Source organism: Paraflavitalea pollutisoli (genome assembly GCF_029360705.1).
Taxonomy (GTDB): domain Bacteria; phylum Bacteroidota; class Bacteroidia; order Chitinophagales; family Chitinophagaceae; genus Paraflavitalea; species Paraflavitalea pollutisoli.
The window spans coordinates 1,899,402-1,916,726 of record NZ_JARKMX010000008.1 but is presented as its reverse complement, the minus strand read 5'-3'; the positions used below and the strand labels follow the sequence as shown (position 1 = coordinate 1,916,726).

Genomic DNA, 17,325 nt, shown 5'->3' with positions numbered 1-17,325 from the left:
TACAACACAATGAAAAAAATTGACATTACCGAAGAGGCTTTGCTGGCCGACGGCTGGACGTTAACTGGTGACGAATCGATAGTTGCCGAGAAAGTTATTGAAAACCGCAACCCTTTAAACGCCAGCGAAGACAGCGAGATCAAGTTGATCATCCACAACATGTATAACCAGAACGCATTTGCGGTGCTGCTGCCGGACGGAGGGATGCTCAACTTCATAGCAAATAGCATGAAAGACCTGCAAGCCTTCGAGCGGGCCATTGACTTCTACGATCCACCATTTTAAACAAAGGAGGAACAACCATGACACACTGCCTACACATGCGCATCGATGCGTTGCTCCAGGCGAGCGACGCCGATATCGAGGAATTGACTGAACAGCCGGCACAAACGGTAAGGCCCGAGCTGGAGAAACAAAAGGCGGCCGGAGATGTCTACGTGCCCATGGCCGGCTGCATAGGGTTCCACCCCGTCACCGGCTGCCCCGGCCATCAATCAAATGAAAAGGAGGTCAGGCATGAGCATACGGTTTAAAGGCAACGAAGAAGCTATTGGATGGCTTCTACGAGACTTCCTCAACTATCTGGAATTTGGCCCGACATCCGATCCCCCGCATTCGCAGCATGACATTATACAGACTTTCATCAGGAACAATGTCAAAAACGAGGAGGGGATGGACGATTTCCATCTCGATATGCAGGAAGTGGACCGAAAAAACAAGCGAATGCTTCGTGCTATCAAATCAGTCAAAGGAAGGTCGTTTTACAACCACGTTCGGGAATACCTTAAAAACATCGAAGCCGTTTATTGGCGCGAATATGAAATAGTTAGGGAGCCACAAGGCGATCCTCAGCAGGTTAGTGAATACGGTCGGGCTATAAAAAAGGAATGGATCGATCAGTGGAGTACAGGGACAGAAGGCGATTCGTTTGACGGATATGCATGTATAGAGCTGAAACCCGGAAGGTACTTGAGAATATATTATTCAATGTAAACCAACATGCAGCCCTCTACTTCCTTCAATGTCGAGCTCGTACAAATCGTTCTTGCAGCTCTCAAGGGCAAGCGGTTCATTCTGCATGATGAGAAGGCCCTTCAGCAGGAGATACACCTGGTGTTGCTGAATCACCTGCCGGCTCTATCTATCCATCGTGAGTACGTTCTGGATGAGCACAGCATTATTGACTTCCTGATCGGAGGATCGCTGGGTATCGAGGTCAAGATCAAGGGCGGCAAGCGCGATCTGTACCGGCAGTGCGAGCGGTACTGCGGGTTCGACCAGGTAAAGCAGCTGCTCTTGATCACCAACCTCAGTATGGGCGTCCCGGAACAAATCAACAACAAAGACTGCTACGTCTACAAACTTGGCACATCATGGCTCTAAAGACATTTGGCAAGCTGGCATATATAGAAGAGAAAAAACACTGGGAAATGACCAACGTGGCGCCGCACGTCTGTATAAAGCTGAAGAGCATATTCCCTGGTATCGCCAAGTGGAAGTCGGCGCCGTTCATCTTCCCAGCGAAGGAGGAAACCAGCCATGACCTGTTGTGGTTCATGGAGCGATACCCCATGGAGATCACCCAATGGGACAGCCAGCACCTGTTCAACAAGCGCATGGAGCACCTGCGGACCGCCCGCGAGATGGAGGAGATCATGATGCCGAACTACCGACCGCCAACTATCCAGTTGAACCCGGGATTTGATGCCCGGGACTACCAACTGAAAGCAGCCAAGTTTGATTCAGTGCAAAAGAGGTTCCTGCTGGGTGACGAGATGGGCCTGGGCAAAACGCTCGAGGCGATCCTGACCCTGACCGACAAAAGGAAGTTGCCGGCGATAGTTACGGTACAAACCCACTTGACGAAGCAATGGAAGGACGAGATCGAGAAGTACACCACGCTCAAGGCGGTGATCATCAAAGGCACCAAGCCTTATGACCTTCCGCCGGCCGACGTATACATCATCAAGTACTCCTGCCTGACCGGTTGGGTCGATATCTTTCAGACCATGTTCTTCAAGTCGGTGGTGTTCGACGAGATACAGGAGCTGCGTATCGAGAAAAGCGAGAAGTACAAAGCTGGTAAGGTCTTGTCGGAATGTGTCGACTTCTGCCTGGGCATGTCGGGCACCCCGATCTACAACTTCGGCGACGAGATCTTCAACATACTTGACCTGATCAAACCCGGGTGCCTGGGAAACCGGCACGACTTCTACCGGGAGTGGACTACGCCACACGGCCAGCATCAAAAGGTAAGAGATCCGGATGCCTTGGGAGCGTACCTGCGCGACAACTACCTGTTCCTTCGCCGTACCCGGGCAGACGTAGGCCGAGAGTTGCCCCCGCTCAACAAGGTTGTGTACACGGTCGGCTACGATTCAGAGGAAGTCAAGCGCTCTGAAGAGATCGCCCGGAAACTTGCCATCAAGGTGGTTGGCGGATCGTTTACGGAGCGTGGCCAGGCTGCGCGGGAACTCGACGCCTTCGTCCGGCATTCAACCGGTGTAGCAAAAGCCCGCGAGGTGGCCGCCTTCGTCCGCATCCTACTGGAATCCGGAAAACCTGTTTTGCTTGCCGGGTGGCACCGGGATGTTTACGGTATATGGGAGACCGAGCTATGGGATCACGACCCGGTATTTTATACAGGAAGCGAATCAGACGCACAAAAGCGTGCGGCAAAAGAGGCATTCATAAGCGGCAAGACGAAGTTGTTCATCATCTCCCTGCGCTCAGGCATCGGCCTCGATGGGCTGCAGCACGTTTGCAACGACGTGGTCATTGGTGAGCTCGATTGGTCCCCAAAGGTTCACGATCAGGTGATTGCTCGGGTTGATCGCGATGGCAGCCGCAACCAGGTCAACGTGTATTACCCAGTGTGCGACTTCGGCTCTGATCCATTCATCATCGGCCTGCTCGGGCTGAAGTCATCCCAGGCACACGGGATCATGGACCCGCTTACCGCCGTACCCGACCAACACAGTGACGAGAGCCGAATCAAGGCCCTCGCAGAATCATTCCTGAACAAGAAAAAGTAACCCAGCAGCCTGTAACAATCGGGGCGATGGCTCGACTAATATTCGTGCTGGGCTATTGATATCAGCAAACCAACACACTAAAACGACATCAATGTTACAACAGGTAATTTTCAGAAGAAAAAGCAGGTCTGGCCCTGCACCGGCCCTTACTTCCGGCAAACCGTACGACGTTCTTGATCGAAAGGAAAGATATGGTTATGAGATGGTGCTGATCACAAACGACAGCGGCAAAAACACTTGGTATCACCTGGATGACTTTGAGGGCTACGCCGACCTTGACGGGGTAGTAACCCTGAAGGATTACGAACAAGTTATCAAGGAGCATAACAGGTTAGTGCGCGAACTGGATGTATTGCTTAATGGTTCGAACGCCGCTAAGCAAGCCAGCTTGGTCGATATAGTTGATCAAGTGCGTGCCGGAAAGAATGTTGGCCAAGCATTAGATCTCGCAAGACCTATGGCTGCATCGCTTCAAGAAGCGCTTGATTGCATGAATTGGATGTGGGACAACATGCGATTGCAGGAAGGGAAGGAATACCTGCAATCAGACGCCTTTAATATTCCTGCAAATGCCATAGACCAGGCACAGAACGCCCTTTCGGCCTTCAAAGCCGTTGAACAAGCCAAAGGTGCAGATGTCGATCCTGTACAACTGTCCGGAAATTCCGAACAGTTGGATGTGCCCGCTGCGTCCGATGAGTACAAATACTGCAACCATCACCACGAGCTTACGCCGGAGCACGAGGTCGTCGATTTTGGCGACGGCCAGTTCGTTGCCAACAAGATGGCCATACCGCTCCTGAAGGCGTTAAACGAAGCAGGACTGCGCACCAGGTCACACCACATCGACACACCCGGCCAAGGCTGGTTTACTATCCTTCTGGATAATGTTGAGTTCGATTTCAGGCGGGTGTGGGAGATAGATGCCAACCGGAAAAAGTATAACGGAAAGCAGGAACTCCTAATATCTTGGGGCAGCCGTCCGCCAATACCCAATTCTGAAATAGAAGCCCGTGAAACGCCCGTGAAATAAGGTTCCACGTGGAGCGCAGTTATGCACATTATTGAATTGGCGAATCTTTGTATTTGCCAATTCATTACTTTTATGTCCTCCGAACTACTTGGGCCTATTTAAACAATAGGTTCATGTCAAAGAATTCTCTCAGAACAATAACCATCCCCGCCGGGATCGGTGATCAATTATGGCTTTGGTCCAAACTTCAGAACGCAGGCGAAAAGTTCAACATACGCATGCCTGATGGTCAACCACAACGCGGTCACCAGGTGTGTGAATTGCTTCCCAACCTTGTATCATCGTTTGAGTATGTCCCCAAACTTGGGTATAAGAAGCTGAGCGACGGCAATATCCAGAACAAAAAGAACGAGTGGAAGAAGATTAACGAAAAAGAATTCTTCCTATCGGCTAACTCCTGGCTGGAATCAGGCAAAAGAATCGAGGGTTTCCTCCCTGACCTTCCCACCTCCTACACCCTTGACTTTGCTACTTCGGAGGAAGATAAAATGGCTGTAGCGTCCCTACTCAGTCAGAAAAAACACTACATCGGGATCTACACCAGCGCATACTCCAATGCCAGGCATCAGCACTACAATGGATGGGGCCCGGACGAATGGCTCCAGTTCTGCAAGCTGCTGTACTCGCAAGACCAAGATGTTGATTTTGTGATCATCGGTGCCAAGTACGATGAAGACCTTGCCGAACTCTTGATGGCCCAACTGAAGGCATCCGACATCCCTTTCACCAACACGATCGGCGAACCACTGTCCATGGTTGTTGAAATCCTTAAGCGCCTCAAATACTTCGTTGGCTTCCCTTCCGGCCTATCCATTATCAATGAAATGCTGGGCAAGGATGGAGTTATGTTCTACGGACATAAGGTAGCCGGATTAATAAACACCTGGGCCGACCCTGAGCGAATTAAAGCAGGAAACATTAAGGAGTGTCTGTTCTGTGATCCAGCGCGTATTTTCGACTGGATCAAGAATGATTACCAACTCTTCAAGAAGCTGCTGTAGTTATGAAGACATTCAGACACGGCGGCAAACTTGGGGATCTCATATACGCCCTGCCAACAATCCGGGAACTCGGCGGCGGTATACTGTATATCCCCGAAAGGACCCCAGATGGCGTGACCAACATGTATAGCAATATGAAGCGTCTGCTGGAGTTGCAGCCATATATTAAGGAAGTCAGGGAATACCCTTCTGGGCTGGCGTACAAAGAACTGGCACCAGGTATTCACATCGATTACGACCTTGACATGGCCAGAGATCAGCCAGCCAAGGGTGTAATCCACATCGTTAAGCGGTACATGGACGCGTTCGGCATTAAAATACCGAACTGGAAAGATCCATGGTTATCCATCGAACGGCACCATGTTGAACGTGGACCAGAATATACAATTTTCAACTATACTGGTCGGCACATTATCAACGACAGGATGCCATCAAGGCCATTTGATTGGAAAAACCTATGGGATAGCATTGAAGGCAATAAGTATTTCATTGGCACGACTGATGAGGTTATTCAGTTCAGGGAGATCGTTAAAAGCGATGTGGATTATGTAGTCACCAACGATGCCTTAGAAGTAGCTATTTGGGTTAATCAGGCCAAAGCTGTCTATTGTAACCAATCTCTTGTTCTTACCCTGGCCCAGGCAACTGGTACACCCTACTATCTGTTCCCCAAGCCATTTAAAACAAACTGCATTTTAAACAACGTTCCATACGAAAATATCCTTAGATGAGAGTTATCGAAACATTCAAGACCGATGATGGTGCGGAATACGCGGTGATGGAAACCGGAGCCATAAAGCAGACCAACCCGCAGCCTTTCATCTACGATGCCGCTTATTCAGCTATCTATGATTCACCTGAGCGAGTCGCACTTTCCAACCAATTGCAGGGCCTGCGATATGTATTTGCGACAACCGCGCACGGAAAGCGTATCAGAAGCCTGACCGATGTCGGCTATGGCAACGGAGCCTTTATGAGGTATGTGCAGCCGCTTATACCTTTTGTGGCCGGGCTGGATATCACTGATGTACCGGTACCCGAAGGCTGCCACAGGCTTAATACGTACCATTCCTGCGATGTGATCACCTTTCACGACTGCCTGGAGCATTTCGAAGATATTTCCTTTGTTGAGGATCTTCCCTGCGAGACTTTGGTAGTCAGTCTCCCTTACTGCCACTACCATCTACGGGGTAAAGAATGGTTTGCTAACGAGTATTTCCACCGCAAGCCCAACGAGCACGTCTGGCACTTCTCGGGGGCAACTCTTGAGGTTACCATGGGCCGGCTCGGCTGGAAGCGCATTGCGCTCAGCAATCACGAGGATATTGTCAGGAAGCGCGATCCGGAATGGAATATTCTTTCTATGTCATTTAAACGTAAATAATTATGATTGATAAGTATGTTGGGAAGAAAGTTCTGATCACCACCAGTGAATGGTTCGTAGGTCCAGACGGTAAAGACCACAGGGCGGTCTGGGGCACCCTAAATGGGGTACATGAGGCCGGTAAGGCATTAGGATTTATCCCTAATCGGGCGCACGCAAACTGGTTTTATGACATAGGTGGAGTTGTTATTATGGGATGCCAGGTTAAATACCTGTGTCTGTGTCCTGATCAGCCATCACCGGACGTTTTAGGGTGGACCATTGAAAAGGATATGAAAGAGGCTTTGCAATATACGGCACCATTCAAAATCCTAATTGCCGAATGACCTCGATCGTGATACCATACAAGGCTTCCCGATACGGTGACACGGAGTTGCGCTTCGCCCTGCGATCGATCCAAAAGCACCTTAAGGGATACGGCGAGATATTCCTGCTCGGGAAGGCTCCCGCCTGGCTGCAGAACGTGACAGTAATACCAACCCCCGATATTGATCGGGAGTTCGACAAGACCTACCAAAAGGAGCGGGCGATTTACGAGAAGATCCGGCTGGGGTGCTACCTGGAAGATGTATCAGCTGATTTCCTGTTTATGAATGACGACCATTTCCTCCTGGAGGATTTTACAGCCGGGACGTTCCCCTTCTTCCACGCCGGCACACTCAACCAGCAGCGAGCAAGGGCGGATATCTACGTCAACACGGTGAATAACACCTTCGAGCATATCAGGGGCAACTACATGTACTACGACTGCCATTGCCCGATCGTATACAACAAGAAGTCCTTCCTTAAGATCATGGAAGCCATGGAATGGGGTAAAAAGTGGGGGTACTGCATCAAGACAGCCTACTGCTATCACAAGAGTATACTGGGTAAAGCGGCTGGCGATATGAAGTTTAGGGAGGATTTGCCCGACAAGACCATCGGGCAGTTATTGGCCCGGCGTTCCTGGTTCTCCACCGGTGACCAGGCAGTCGGCGATGGCATGCGGTACATTCTGAATGTGCTGTACACAACGAAATCTGTCTATGAAAAATGAGCCATTAACCATAGCAGGGATCACAATCAGGGAATGTGCTGCCCTGCCGCCAGATACCTTAGTGATGGTTGGCGATCAGGATGTTTACGTATACCCCGACGGTCCGATGCCAAACGTCAAAGGGCAGGTTAAGGTGATCAAGATACCAAAGATTGACCTTACTATTACTGTGCCTGAGTTTCCGTTTTGCAACCCTGAACGCTATTCATGGTGGCGGGAAAGGTACAGAAATCGTTGATACAAACCCATACCGATATGACCATCCAACAATCCAATAGCGAGATACTGAATTTGTTGAGCGAGGGGAAGACCTATAAGGAGATCACTGCCCAGCTGAAAATTCCATACAGGACGATCTGCCACCGGATCAGTCAACTCAAAAAAGTGCACAACTGTGTAAGCCTGGCACAGTTGCTCGTCAAACTATGTACAAAGAGCCCATCAGCTTCATCTATCGGACCAGGGGAAAAGCCAGCCGCATTGCAGCCGCGCGCCGACGATGGCCCCACCGGGCAAGTCAACTACAGCGGATTATTGGGATGAGTCTGTTCCGGCGCCGTAGGCCTGGAGCCGAACTATATAAACACATTAGAAACTACAACTAAACGAAGCCTTTATGATTTCCAGACATGTATTCGTCACAGTCTTAGTTCTTGTTTCCGGGCTGATTGGACATTTGCTATACAGTAAGGTTAAGTCTGTGACTGCACCATTGCCTATCGTCCTTAAGGCTGATACTGTTTTCCAGCCAAGATTTTTTATTGTGTCTTGGGTTAGTAATGGTACGTTCTACGATGCATCTATCCAATGGGATAGATATCCATCACGAATGGATTTGGGCAAACGCTTGACAGGCGGACCTAATGTATCGATATTGTATATCACGGAAATCTCAGCGACTGATTATGCGTTATACAACGTAAAATAATCTATTGCACATCTATGCAATAGATTGATTCAAGTATTTACCAGAATTTTATATCCCATAAGGGAGCGTCATTCGAGCAGTGTTTGTTGGACGCTTTACCTTATGGGATTTTTGTTTATGGAAGGCAGGCCAACCAAGTATAAGACAGCGTACAATGCCCAGGCCGAGAAACTATGCAAGTTAGGAGCTACAGATGCCGAACTGGCTGATTTTTTCGAGGTCTGCGAGGATACTATTTACGAATGGAAAAAAGTCCATCCTAAGTTTTCCGAGTCCATAAAAAAGGGAAAGACTTTGGCCGACGCGAACATCGCGGACAGCTTATACCAACGGGCAAAAGGCTACAGCCATAAGGCGGTGAAGATCTTTCCAACTGGTGGCGAAAAGCTTAACGAGGAAGGGGAGAAGGAATCGGCACCCCTGCTTGTTCCATACACGGAGCACTATCCGCCGGACACCACTGCTGCCATCTTCTGGTTGAAGAACAGGCAGCCGAAGAAGTGGAGGGATAAGCAAGAGGTTGATATCAGAACGCCTGAAGGCGTCACAGTTCTTTACAAGGCGCAGGCAGGAAACGAACCGCTTCCTGATGATGATTGAGACAAATACCACCCCAGTCTATTGGGCCAACAAGAAGGCCTACGACAAAGGGATATACCGGGTAATTGCCAACCAGGGTAGCACGAGGTCGAGCAAGACCTTTTCCCTGTCTCAGTTGATGATCGATATCGCCAGCGGCGGTATCAACCAAGTAACGGGGCAGCATTATGGCAGGAAGGAGATAAGTGTAGTAAGCCCATCCCTGCCTCACTTGAAGAAAGGTGCACGGAAGGACGTGCTGAGCAACCTGGAAACGCAGATGTTGTTCATGGAGGACAACTTCAACCGTACTGATCAGATTTATACTTTCCCGGCAACGGGCAGCTATATAGAGTTCTTTGGAGCAGATGACAGCCAGAAGGTAAGAGGACCAGGTAGGGATATCCTGTACATCAACGAGGCGAACTTGTTGAACCGGGAAACCTACATTCAGCTTGCCCTACGGACCAGGGAAATGATTTTTATGGACTTCAACCCGGCTGATGAATACAGTTGGGTTTATGAAGTGGCCGATAAGACTGGTAACAAGCTTATCATAAGCACCTATAAAAACAACCTGGCAAACCTAAGCAAGGAGCAGATCGCTGAAATTGAAGCCCTGAAGGACGCCGACGAGAACCTTTGGAAGGTATTCGGACTCGGCCAGCGGGGAACTAGTTCGGAGACAATCTACACCCATTTCAAGGTTATCGATGAGATGCCGGAAAGGGGCGAACAGGTGATGGGGCAGGATTTCGGTTATAACGTTCCTTCTGCCTTGATCGATATCGAGTTCTATGAAGGCGGTCTGTATTGGGATGAGGTTTTATACGAACCTAAGCTGACTACAACCGATCTGATTGAGCGATATAAGGCACTAAAGGTTAAAATGGGTCGGCCGATCTACTGCGATGCAGCAGAGCCTAAAACCATCGAAGAATTGGTTAGGGCGGGCTACAATGCGATGCCGGCGGACAAGGATGTCACAGAGGGAATAAGGAAAGTAAAGAGTATGCCACTCTACATTACGAAACGAAGCATCAACCTCCTGAAGGAAGCCAGATCATATAAGTGGAAAGTGGATAAGGATGGTCGGGTTTTAGATGAGCCAGTTAAGTTTAACGATCACGCAATGGACGCCGGTAGATATGGGACCTTTACACATTTGACCGGTTTTCAGTTTGTTCCCGTAGGTGGGACTTTATAACGTATGAACAAGGCGCAGAAATGGATAGCAGAGAATATATTGGGATTAAAGGACATTGCGCCTGCCAATCCTGCTACGGCCATGATGCCCGAAGGTGTAGGCCGGTTTGTGGAGGTCAACGGAACGATCACTTGGATCAGCGATAACCTCGCGGCATATGTGAAGGATGGGTACAGTGTGAATGACATCGTATTTGCCGCGGTAAACCTGGTCATGGACAAAGTACGGGTTGCTCCATGGTCCTTGTACAAGATAGTAGACGAGAGTTCTTTGAAGCGGTATCACGCTATCATCAATAACAAGCATGACGCTGTAGATTGGGCTGAGGCTCGTAGGCTTCGCAAGAAGGCTTTGGAGCCTATCACGAAGTACGACAGCCGGACAGCCAAGATAGCCGAGTTGCTGAAGTGGGCGAACGACCGGACATCCTTTAGTGACCTGGTGGCTGACGGAGTCGGTTACCAAATGATCACAGGTAACGAGTACTTATGGGCCAATCTGCTGGACGCAGGGGCCAATAAGGGTTTACCGCAGGAGTTGTTCAATCTACCCGCCCAGTACATCAACATCGTTGCTACCAGGGCATGGCCGCAGCGTATCACGGGCTATCAAATGACGAACGGATCGTTGGAGAAATTCACAAAGGAGCAGGTGATGCACTTGAAGGACTTTAACCCTGAATACGGCGTTGCTGGTGAAGGCCTGTATGGCATGTCTGCCCTGAAGCCTGGCAATCGTACGATCACCAGGAACAACAGTGCTAAGAAAGCCGGTGCTACTCAGTTGGACAATAACGGCGCTCCTGGTATTGCGTATGTGGATGATCCAGTCGTGCCACCCACAGGACGAGAAGCACAGGCCAACCTTATGAAGCGCGCATGGGCTAAGGAGCACAGTGGCGCCGATCAGTATGGCAAGGTTGCTTTCTCGGGCTACAAGATGGGTTATGTGTCTGTTGGACTCGCGCTTAAAGATATGGACCTGACTAGCATTGAAGCGACCGATTTGCGCGGCATATTCAACTTGTGGGGCCTTCCTTCGCAGTTGGGCAATGATCCTGAGAACAAGAGCTTCAACAACGCCAAGGAGGCAGAGAAAGCACTTACCACTCGTGCAGCCATTCCCCGCATGACCCGGTTCAGGGACAACTTTAACCGGAAGATAGAGGGTGACTGGGGAGGACTGAAGGGATACTGTGTGGACTTCGATCTTGACGTTTACCCTGAGCTGCAGGAGAACCAGGCCGAGAAATGGGGATGGGTGAAAGACCTTCCTGTCCCCGAGGTGTACAAGCTTGAGCTCATGAATCTGGATATTCCGGATGAACTGCCAAAGGATCTTATTCTGGTCCCCAATAACAGGGTGCCATTGGCTGATCTGACCGGCACTATAAGCGACGAAGAGGCCAACGATATCAACGAAGAGCTGAACAAAAGCGGGCTGAATGACTACCGCTGAACAAATGATAGAAGAACTGGTCAAACGGACCATTCCTATATACACGGTACAGAATCCCCACCCAGTTAGAAATAGGGCCGACTGCAATTTAGAGCGAAACTATAAGAATGGGTTGAGGATGATACTGAAAAAGAAGTTGCTCGCCACAATTGACGAGTATGATAAAAAGGCAAAAGGGTTATGAAGCCAGTAAAATGCACAGGATGTGGAAAGACGATCGCCAAGGCTCAGTTGCCAGCATTGGTTGAGATCAAGTGCCAAAGGTGCGGGGCGCTCAATGATCTGTCGCAGATAACTGTATCACCCGATAAAACCAAGCCATTTGCAGAGCGGCTGCAGCTTGAAAAGAAAGCACATTAAGGCCCAGCAGCCAAGGCACCGCCTGAAGCGTAAGACTGGGATTTAACAATATTGGTCTACCAAAAGTAGAACCCCGGTAAATTATCAGAGGGTCAATAACTCAGAAATGGGTTGTTGACCCTTTTTCATTTTTCAACACAAAACCATGTCAGACACAAAAACAGTTGGCGAACTCAGGGTAAGAACAGCATTCAATCCTTCACAGGATACAGTAGTAGATCAGATTAAGCAGAAATCGGCCGAACTGATCAACCTGGTTGAAACCCTGAAAACAAAAGATGCTCGCCTTGCATCGTTGGCACAGACTGCATTTGAGGAAGCGGCAATGTGGGCAGTAAAGGCTGCCACAGCATAATATGACCAGAACGCAGCGCATAAGGAGATACAACCAGATCCGCAAGCGGTACGAGGAATTCTTTTATGCTCCACTGAAAAGGGTCATGAAGGCCCAAATAAGCTCTTTCACAAAAGTATTGAGATCGCAGGGGACGGAAGCTGTCCGGTCTGTTGTCCGCATAGACGCAGACCTGGCAAAGGTAGTTGAGCAGATCTATGTACGCACAGGCCTGGCCAGTGCTAATGAGACGCTTGGTTACCTGCGAAAACTACCGAAGCGACAGTCAAAGTATCGAACGTTCGGATTCAACGCAGAATGGACCGAGCAGATACTTGAGTACTTCAACCTGAACCTGTACAATAAGGTTGTGCTTCCTATCAGTGAGACCACCCAGGCTTATATCCTGGATACAGTCAGCAGAGGTGTTAAGGAGGGCTGGACGATTGAGGAAATGGTGCAGCACATCGAGCGGGAGGATTACCTGAACGGTCGGGTAAGGCGAATACTCCGGACTGAGATCGGTAGGGCAATCAATTATGGGAATACCCTGTCCGAGGAAAAGTTCGAGTACAAGACCCTGAAGGAATGGAACTCTTTACACGACAACCGTACTCGTCACCCGCATTTGACAGCTGACGGACAGCAGGTGAACCTTGACGGCACCTTCTCAGTAGGTGGGGAACAATTACAGTTTCCGGGTGATCCGGCCGGCAGCGCTAAGAATACGGTTAACTGCAGGTGCCTGGTACTGATTAACGCACAGCGGGATGAAAAAGGTAGGCTGATCCTGAAGAACGAACCAAAGCCGCTGCCGAAGTTGAGAGGAAGGCTAAGGGCAGAGTTTCAAAGTATACTGGCTGAATTAACAAGTTAAATGTAGCAGAATGGAGCGCAAGAACATATACGAAAAGAAGTATTTCCAAATGAAGGCATTGGACGTGGATACCAGCACCAAGCAGGTAAAAGTGGCTATTGCACAGATGGAAGACATCGACCGTGACCAAGATGTTTTTGCGGATATGGCATTCGACCGGACAATAAAGAATAAGGGGCCAGAAGGCAGCAATGAGATTTGGCACCTTTTGGATCATACACCTTCTTCCTTTTCTGCGCTCAGCAAGTTTTCCGAAGTCTACAAGGAAGGAAAGTATGTCGTAGGTGTATCGAAATACAAGAACTCGTTTGCTTGGCGCGAAGTGGCTTGGCCATTATACGAGAGTGGTGACTTTACCCAACACTCGGTTGGCTTCAGGACTATCAAGTCGGAACAGAAGAATGGTTATCGACTCATTACTGAAGTTGAGCTATGGGAAGGTAGTGCGGTCCTGTGGGGAGCCCAGCCAGACACCCCCACTATGCAAGTTCATAAGGGTATGACCTTTCAACAAAAGAAGGATGATCTGCATAGCAGGTTGAACAGACTATGCAAGTTTATTCAGTCTTGTCAGGATATGGACGAAGGAAAAAGCCTGATAGAGATTGAGTTCAAACAGATACAACAACAATTAATTGACCTGGAGAATTCCACTCAGCTCGTCGAGAAGACACCTGACCCGGAAGTGAAGGCGATTAAACGGAGTTGGAGCAATCTAACCGATTTAATTACCATTTAAACATTTCACGATGAAGATGTTTTTCATCCGTCTCTTCATGGAGCCGGAAACAAAGGGAGGTGGTTTTACACCCGAGGAAAAGGGAGAGCTGAAAGCTGCCCTCAATGACGTGCAGACGGCCATTGAAACCAATGTAAAGGGCAAGGTGGAGGAGATGCTGAAGAAGCACCAGGACACCATCAATGAAGCTGTGACCAAGTTCACCGACTTCACAACCAAGAAGGACGAAACCGATGCCGCGAACCAGAAAGCGCTGGACGAACTGCTGACCAAGTTCAAGGACATGCAGGATGCGCGTTCTACTGGTGCTACCCGCATCGAAGCCAAGAGCCTTCAGCAAGCCGTAGCCGAAGCGCTGCAGGACCCCGAGAACCAGAAAGGTATCGCTTCCGTAGGTCGCGGCAACCGCTTCAAGATGATGCTGAAAGGCCCCATCGATATGAGCGCAGCACCGTTGGATTTCTACAACCCCAACGTTGCTCACAAGATGAGCGGCAATCCCTTCGAGCAGAAAGTTGTCGGCACTATGACCGGCGCAAACAGCCTCACTGGCCAGGGTGTGGTTGATTACGGCGGCCGCCAGGTTATCCTGCCCGCTCAAAAGGTCAACGCCCGTGACCTTATCCCCACTGTACGGTCTGAGACTGGTACATACGTGTTCTTCCGCGAGTCTGCCGGCGAGGGCTCTATCTCTCGTCAATCAGCACAAGGTGCGGACAAGACACAGATCGATTTCGACTTTGCAAGGGTTGAGGTAGTTTCTGAATACATCGCTGGCTGGACCAAGTTCGCCAAGCAGCTGATGCGTCAATTACCCTTCCTTCAGAATACGCTGCCACGCCTGTTGCAGCGCGAGTTCTTCAAGGTGGAGAACCGACGTTTCTGGGACATTGTGGCTACAGCTCATGCAGCAGGAGGTACCAACGCAAACAGCACTGAAACCATCGATATCCTCGAGGTGATGGACGCAGTTACGGCCCTGTGGGATGCGGATTATGCCGCTTCTTACGGCCTGTTGCGCTACACCGCGCTCAACCGTATCAACAAATGGCTGATTCAGAACGGTGCATACGCCGGTGCAGGTGGTGTGCTTTCCAGCCAAAACGGTGGCCTGGTAGTGAACGGTACTCCGATCCTGCCTGTAACCTGGATTCCTTCGTTCGACAAGTTCTTGACGTTCGATCGCGACTACATTGAGCGTATCGAAGTTGAAAGCCTGGCGATCGAGTTCTTCGAGCAGGACGACAAAAACGTTCAGCAGAACCTCATCACCGCACGTATCGAGTGCTTCGAAGAGTTCAACGCGATGCAGCCGAAGGCCATCGTGATCGAAGATCTGGGCAATAGCTCTCAATCATAATTTTCTTGCAGTGACAGTTGGGTGTGAAATAGGGGCGGCCTTACCGTCGCCCCTTCTTTAAAGTATGAGATACAACGACAACAGTATAGAGATCCCTGAAGTAATTACGGACGTAACTACCGAACCAGTTACCCTGGAAGATGTCAAGCGGCAGCTTAATCTGCTTTTTGATACTGACGGTTCATACGAGTTCAATGATGACGATTCGTTGCTTGCTCAGGATATCAAGGCCGCCCGTGAGGCGATCGAGAACTATACAGGCCTGTCGCTGGCTACCAAAACGCTCAGGACCATTGTTCGCAATGAGCTTGGCGGAGTGGAGATCCCATACGGCCCCATCCAATCAGTGACGACAATAAAGGATAATACGGGGACAACAGTTACCCCTACGCTCAGCGGAAACCAGTTCAAGACTATCGATTCGCCCTGCAGCTGCTACCTATTGCTTGATTACGTAGCCGGATATGCCAATGGCAAACTTCCTGCACAGCTTAAACAGGCTGTGATCGAAGAAGCTGTTTTCAGGTATACCCATCGTGGTGATCAGCAACAGGAGTACGCAGCGGCAGATGTTTCCCTGTGCACCAGCTCTTTGAACCTGGCGGCGCCATTCAAACGCAAATCCATTCTCGTGTAATGGCTAAGGTTCCCACAGTAGGGCAGATGAACAAGGTGATCAAGTTCGAGTTGATGGCCAAATCCTCAGACGAGACAGGTGGTCAGAACGAGCAGGGTAAATCCTGGTTCACAACCAGAGGTTATTATAAGGAAAATTCAGGCGCCCGTTCCTTCCAGAACGGCCATGACTTCACTGTAACGACCGGAACAATGTGGGTACACTGGAGGCAAGCCATCGAGAATGATATCAGCAAAGACTCTCAGATCATGTATGACAATCGCTTCTTTGAAATCCAGCATTACAGGCTGGTGGATGAAAAGCGAAGAATCTACGAGATCGAGGTAAAGGAGGCAAGGTAATGGCGACCCAATCGGCTCGGGTAACTGGACTTGACAGGGTAATTGCCCTGTTGGAGCAGTTGCCACGTCGTGTACAGCGGGTGATGCTGAAGGAGATTGAGATAGGTGCAACTGAGATCATGAACCTGGCCAAGAAAGATGCGCCAGCCGACCTAAGACAGTTGTCCAACTCAATCTCAAAGAAGCAGATACCCAAGGGGTTTGAGATCGTCGCCCAGTCTATTCACGCTCCTTACCAGGAGTTTGGAACAAAGACAAAGGCTCAAATACCTGCCGGTCTGGAACAAGTTGCTGCACAGTTTAAAGGTCCATCCGGGTCTACTGGCGACCCGATCAAAGCGCTGGAAGCATGGGTTAAGCGTAAGGGAACTACCGGAAGGTACAGCACGAAGACACGGCGCAGGCTTGGAAGCAAGACCAGCAAGGAGAAGGAGGATAGGCAAGCTGCCTTCCTAATCTGGAGAAAGATTAAGAAGTATGGCATAAAGCCGCATCCTTATTTCTTCAAGCAGGTACCAAAAGTAGAGCCTAAGCTCGTAAAGCGTATTGCAGACATAATACAACAGATCATATGATAGATATCGGCACACCAGCACGTAAAGCATTCTTTGACGCTCTCAAGGGTCAGGTCATGGTAGAAGATATCGAGATACCGATCGTTGACGAGAAGCTGGATGACCGCATAACATCGCATGATATGTTCATACTGATCGGCGCGCAGAATGAGCAGGACAGAAGCAATAAGACCCTTTTTGTTGGAGAGGTTGATCTGGTGCTTACGGTATACAACCGGACCAAAGCAACCGCCACCAAAACAAAAATAGAGGCAATCGCCTCCCAGATACTTACGATAGTTTTTCCGACCAGGACAACCTACGGAGTATTTGTATCTGATCCGTACCATCTCACATCAGTACGGTCAACTGATAAGGATTATGCTTTCGAAAAAGCGGACCAAGGGTTTGAAATAGCAAAGCGCATGACATTCAGAATGCGCATTACTCAATCTTAAAAAA

At 49.5% G+C, this 17,325-nt stretch carries 24 protein-coding genes; all 24 read left to right on the top strand.

Features of this window, described 5'->3' with window-relative positions; all coding sequences use genetic code 11:
- Positions 1–9: 9 nt before the first annotated feature.
- The 24 genes from P2W70_RS21455 (at position 10) to P2W70_RS21340 (ending at position 17,321) form a co-directional block, all read left to right on the top strand.
- Positions 10–285: a hypothetical protein gene (locus P2W70_RS21455; RefSeq protein ID WP_276483581.1), complete on the top strand. Its 276-nt coding sequence runs from the start codon at positions 10–12 to the stop codon at positions 283–285.
- A 17-nt stretch (positions 286–302) separates the two neighbouring features.
- The gene (locus P2W70_RS21450; protein WP_276483580.1) at positions 303–533 is read left to right on the top strand and encodes a hypothetical protein; all 231 of its coding nucleotides are present in this window, start codon (positions 303–305) and stop codon (positions 531–533) included.
- Positions 517–993 (top strand): hypothetical protein, encoded by a 477-nt coding sequence (locus tag P2W70_RS21445; protein WP_276483579.1) that lies wholly within the window; start codon positions 517–519, stop codon positions 991–993. The genes P2W70_RS21450 and P2W70_RS21445 overlap by 17 nt, the downstream gene beginning before the upstream one ends.
- 6 nt (positions 994–999) lie before the next feature.
- Entirely contained in the window at positions 1,000–1,383 is a 384-nt protein-coding gene (locus P2W70_RS21440; protein WP_276483578.1) for a hypothetical protein, read from the top strand.
- Positions 1,374–3,035 (top strand): DEAD/DEAH box helicase, encoded by a 1,662-nt coding sequence (locus P2W70_RS21435; RefSeq protein WP_276483577.1) that lies wholly within the window; start codon positions 1,374–1,376, stop codon positions 3,033–3,035. The genes P2W70_RS21440 and P2W70_RS21435 overlap by 10 nt, the downstream gene beginning before the upstream one ends.
- A 91-nt stretch (positions 3,036–3,126) precedes the next feature.
- Positions 3,127–4,068: a hypothetical protein gene (locus tag P2W70_RS21430; protein ID WP_276483576.1), complete on the top strand. Its 942-nt coding sequence runs from the start codon at positions 3,127–3,129 to the stop codon at positions 4,066–4,068.
- A gap of 113 nt (positions 4,069–4,181) precedes the next feature.
- Positions 4,182–5,069: a hypothetical protein gene (locus tag P2W70_RS21425; RefSeq protein ID WP_276483575.1), complete on the top strand. Its 888-nt coding sequence runs from the start codon at positions 4,182–4,184 to the stop codon at positions 5,067–5,069.
- 2 nt (positions 5,070–5,071) lie between these two features.
- Positions 5,072–5,800, top strand: a complete 729-nt coding sequence (locus P2W70_RS21420; protein WP_276483574.1) for a hypothetical protein — start codon at positions 5,072–5,074, stop codon at positions 5,798–5,800.
- Positions 5,797–6,453 (top strand): class I SAM-dependent methyltransferase, encoded by a 657-nt coding sequence (locus tag P2W70_RS21415; RefSeq protein ID WP_276483573.1) that lies wholly within the window; start codon positions 5,797–5,799, stop codon positions 6,451–6,453. Before P2W70_RS21420 ends, P2W70_RS21415 begins: the two co-directional genes overlap by 4 nt.
- Positions 6,454–6,455: 2 nt before the next feature.
- Positions 6,456–6,779 (top strand): hypothetical protein, encoded by a 324-nt coding sequence (locus tag P2W70_RS21410; RefSeq protein WP_276483572.1) that lies wholly within the window; start codon positions 6,456–6,458, stop codon positions 6,777–6,779.
- Positions 6,776–7,489 carry a hypothetical protein gene (locus P2W70_RS21405; protein WP_276483571.1) on the top strand — a complete coding sequence of 238 codons (714 nt, stop codon included), beginning with the start codon at positions 6,776–6,778 and terminating at the stop codon, positions 7,487–7,489. Before P2W70_RS21410 ends, P2W70_RS21405 begins: the two co-directional genes overlap by 4 nt.
- 255 nt (positions 7,490–7,744) lie before the next feature.
- Positions 7,745–8,032: a helix-turn-helix domain-containing protein gene (locus P2W70_RS21400; protein ID WP_276483570.1), complete on the top strand. Its 288-nt coding sequence runs from the start codon at positions 7,745–7,747 to the stop codon at positions 8,030–8,032.
- Positions 8,033–8,519: 487 nt separating this feature from the next.
- Positions 8,520–9,017 carry a hypothetical protein gene (locus tag P2W70_RS21395; RefSeq protein WP_276483569.1) on the top strand — a complete coding sequence of 166 codons (498 nt, stop codon included), beginning with the start codon at positions 8,520–8,522 and terminating at the stop codon, positions 9,015–9,017.
- Positions 9,007–10,203, top strand: coding sequence for a PBSX family phage terminase large subunit (locus P2W70_RS21390; RefSeq protein WP_276483568.1), 1,197 nt, complete (start codon positions 9,007–9,009; stop codon positions 10,201–10,203). Before P2W70_RS21395 ends, P2W70_RS21390 begins: the two co-directional genes overlap by 11 nt.
- 3 nt (positions 10,204–10,206) lie before the next feature.
- Positions 10,207–11,661, top strand: a complete 1,455-nt coding sequence (locus P2W70_RS21385; RefSeq protein ID WP_276483567.1) for a phage portal protein — start codon at positions 10,207–10,209, stop codon at positions 11,659–11,661.
- Positions 11,662–11,841: 180 nt separating this feature from the next.
- Entirely contained in the window at positions 11,842–12,021 is a 180-nt protein-coding gene (locus P2W70_RS21380; RefSeq protein WP_276483566.1) for a Com family DNA-binding transcriptional regulator, read from the top strand.
- 145 nt (positions 12,022–12,166) lie between these two features.
- On the top strand, positions 12,167–12,376 hold the full coding sequence (locus P2W70_RS21375; RefSeq protein ID WP_276483565.1) for an Acb2/Tad1 domain-containing protein: 210 nt from the start codon (positions 12,167–12,169) through the stop codon (positions 12,374–12,376).
- A 1-nt stretch (position 12,377) separates the two neighbouring features.
- Positions 12,378–13,232, top strand: a complete 855-nt coding sequence (locus P2W70_RS21370) for a phage minor head protein (protein ID WP_276483564.1) — start codon at positions 12,378–12,380, stop codon at positions 13,230–13,232.
- 10 nt (positions 13,233–13,242) lie between these two features.
- Entirely contained in the window at positions 13,243–13,971 is a 729-nt protein-coding gene (locus P2W70_RS21365) for an HK97 family phage prohead protease (protein ID WP_276483563.1), read from the top strand.
- A 10-nt stretch (positions 13,972–13,981) separates the two neighbouring features.
- The gene (locus tag P2W70_RS21360; RefSeq protein ID WP_276483562.1) at positions 13,982–15,331 is read left to right on the top strand and encodes a phage major capsid protein; all 1,350 of its coding nucleotides are present in this window, start codon (positions 13,982–13,984) and stop codon (positions 15,329–15,331) included.
- 64 nt (positions 15,332–15,395) lie between these two features.
- Positions 15,396–15,968 (top strand): head-tail connector protein, encoded by a 573-nt coding sequence (locus P2W70_RS21355; protein ID WP_276483561.1) that lies wholly within the window; start codon positions 15,396–15,398, stop codon positions 15,966–15,968.
- Positions 15,968–16,309 (top strand): phage head closure protein, encoded by a 342-nt coding sequence (locus P2W70_RS21350; RefSeq protein WP_276483560.1) that lies wholly within the window; start codon positions 15,968–15,970, stop codon positions 16,307–16,309. The genes P2W70_RS21355 and P2W70_RS21350 overlap by 1 nt, the downstream gene beginning before the upstream one ends.
- Positions 16,310–16,392: 83 nt before the next feature.
- A complete protein-coding gene (locus tag P2W70_RS21345; protein WP_276483559.1) occupies positions 16,393–16,884 on the top strand; it encodes a hypothetical protein in 492 nt (163 codons plus the stop codon).
- Positions 16,881–17,321, top strand: coding sequence for a hypothetical protein (locus tag P2W70_RS21340; protein ID WP_276483558.1), 441 nt, complete (start codon positions 16,881–16,883; stop codon positions 17,319–17,321). The genes P2W70_RS21345 and P2W70_RS21340 overlap by 4 nt, the downstream gene beginning before the upstream one ends.
- Positions 17,322–17,325 lie beyond the last annotated feature (4 nt).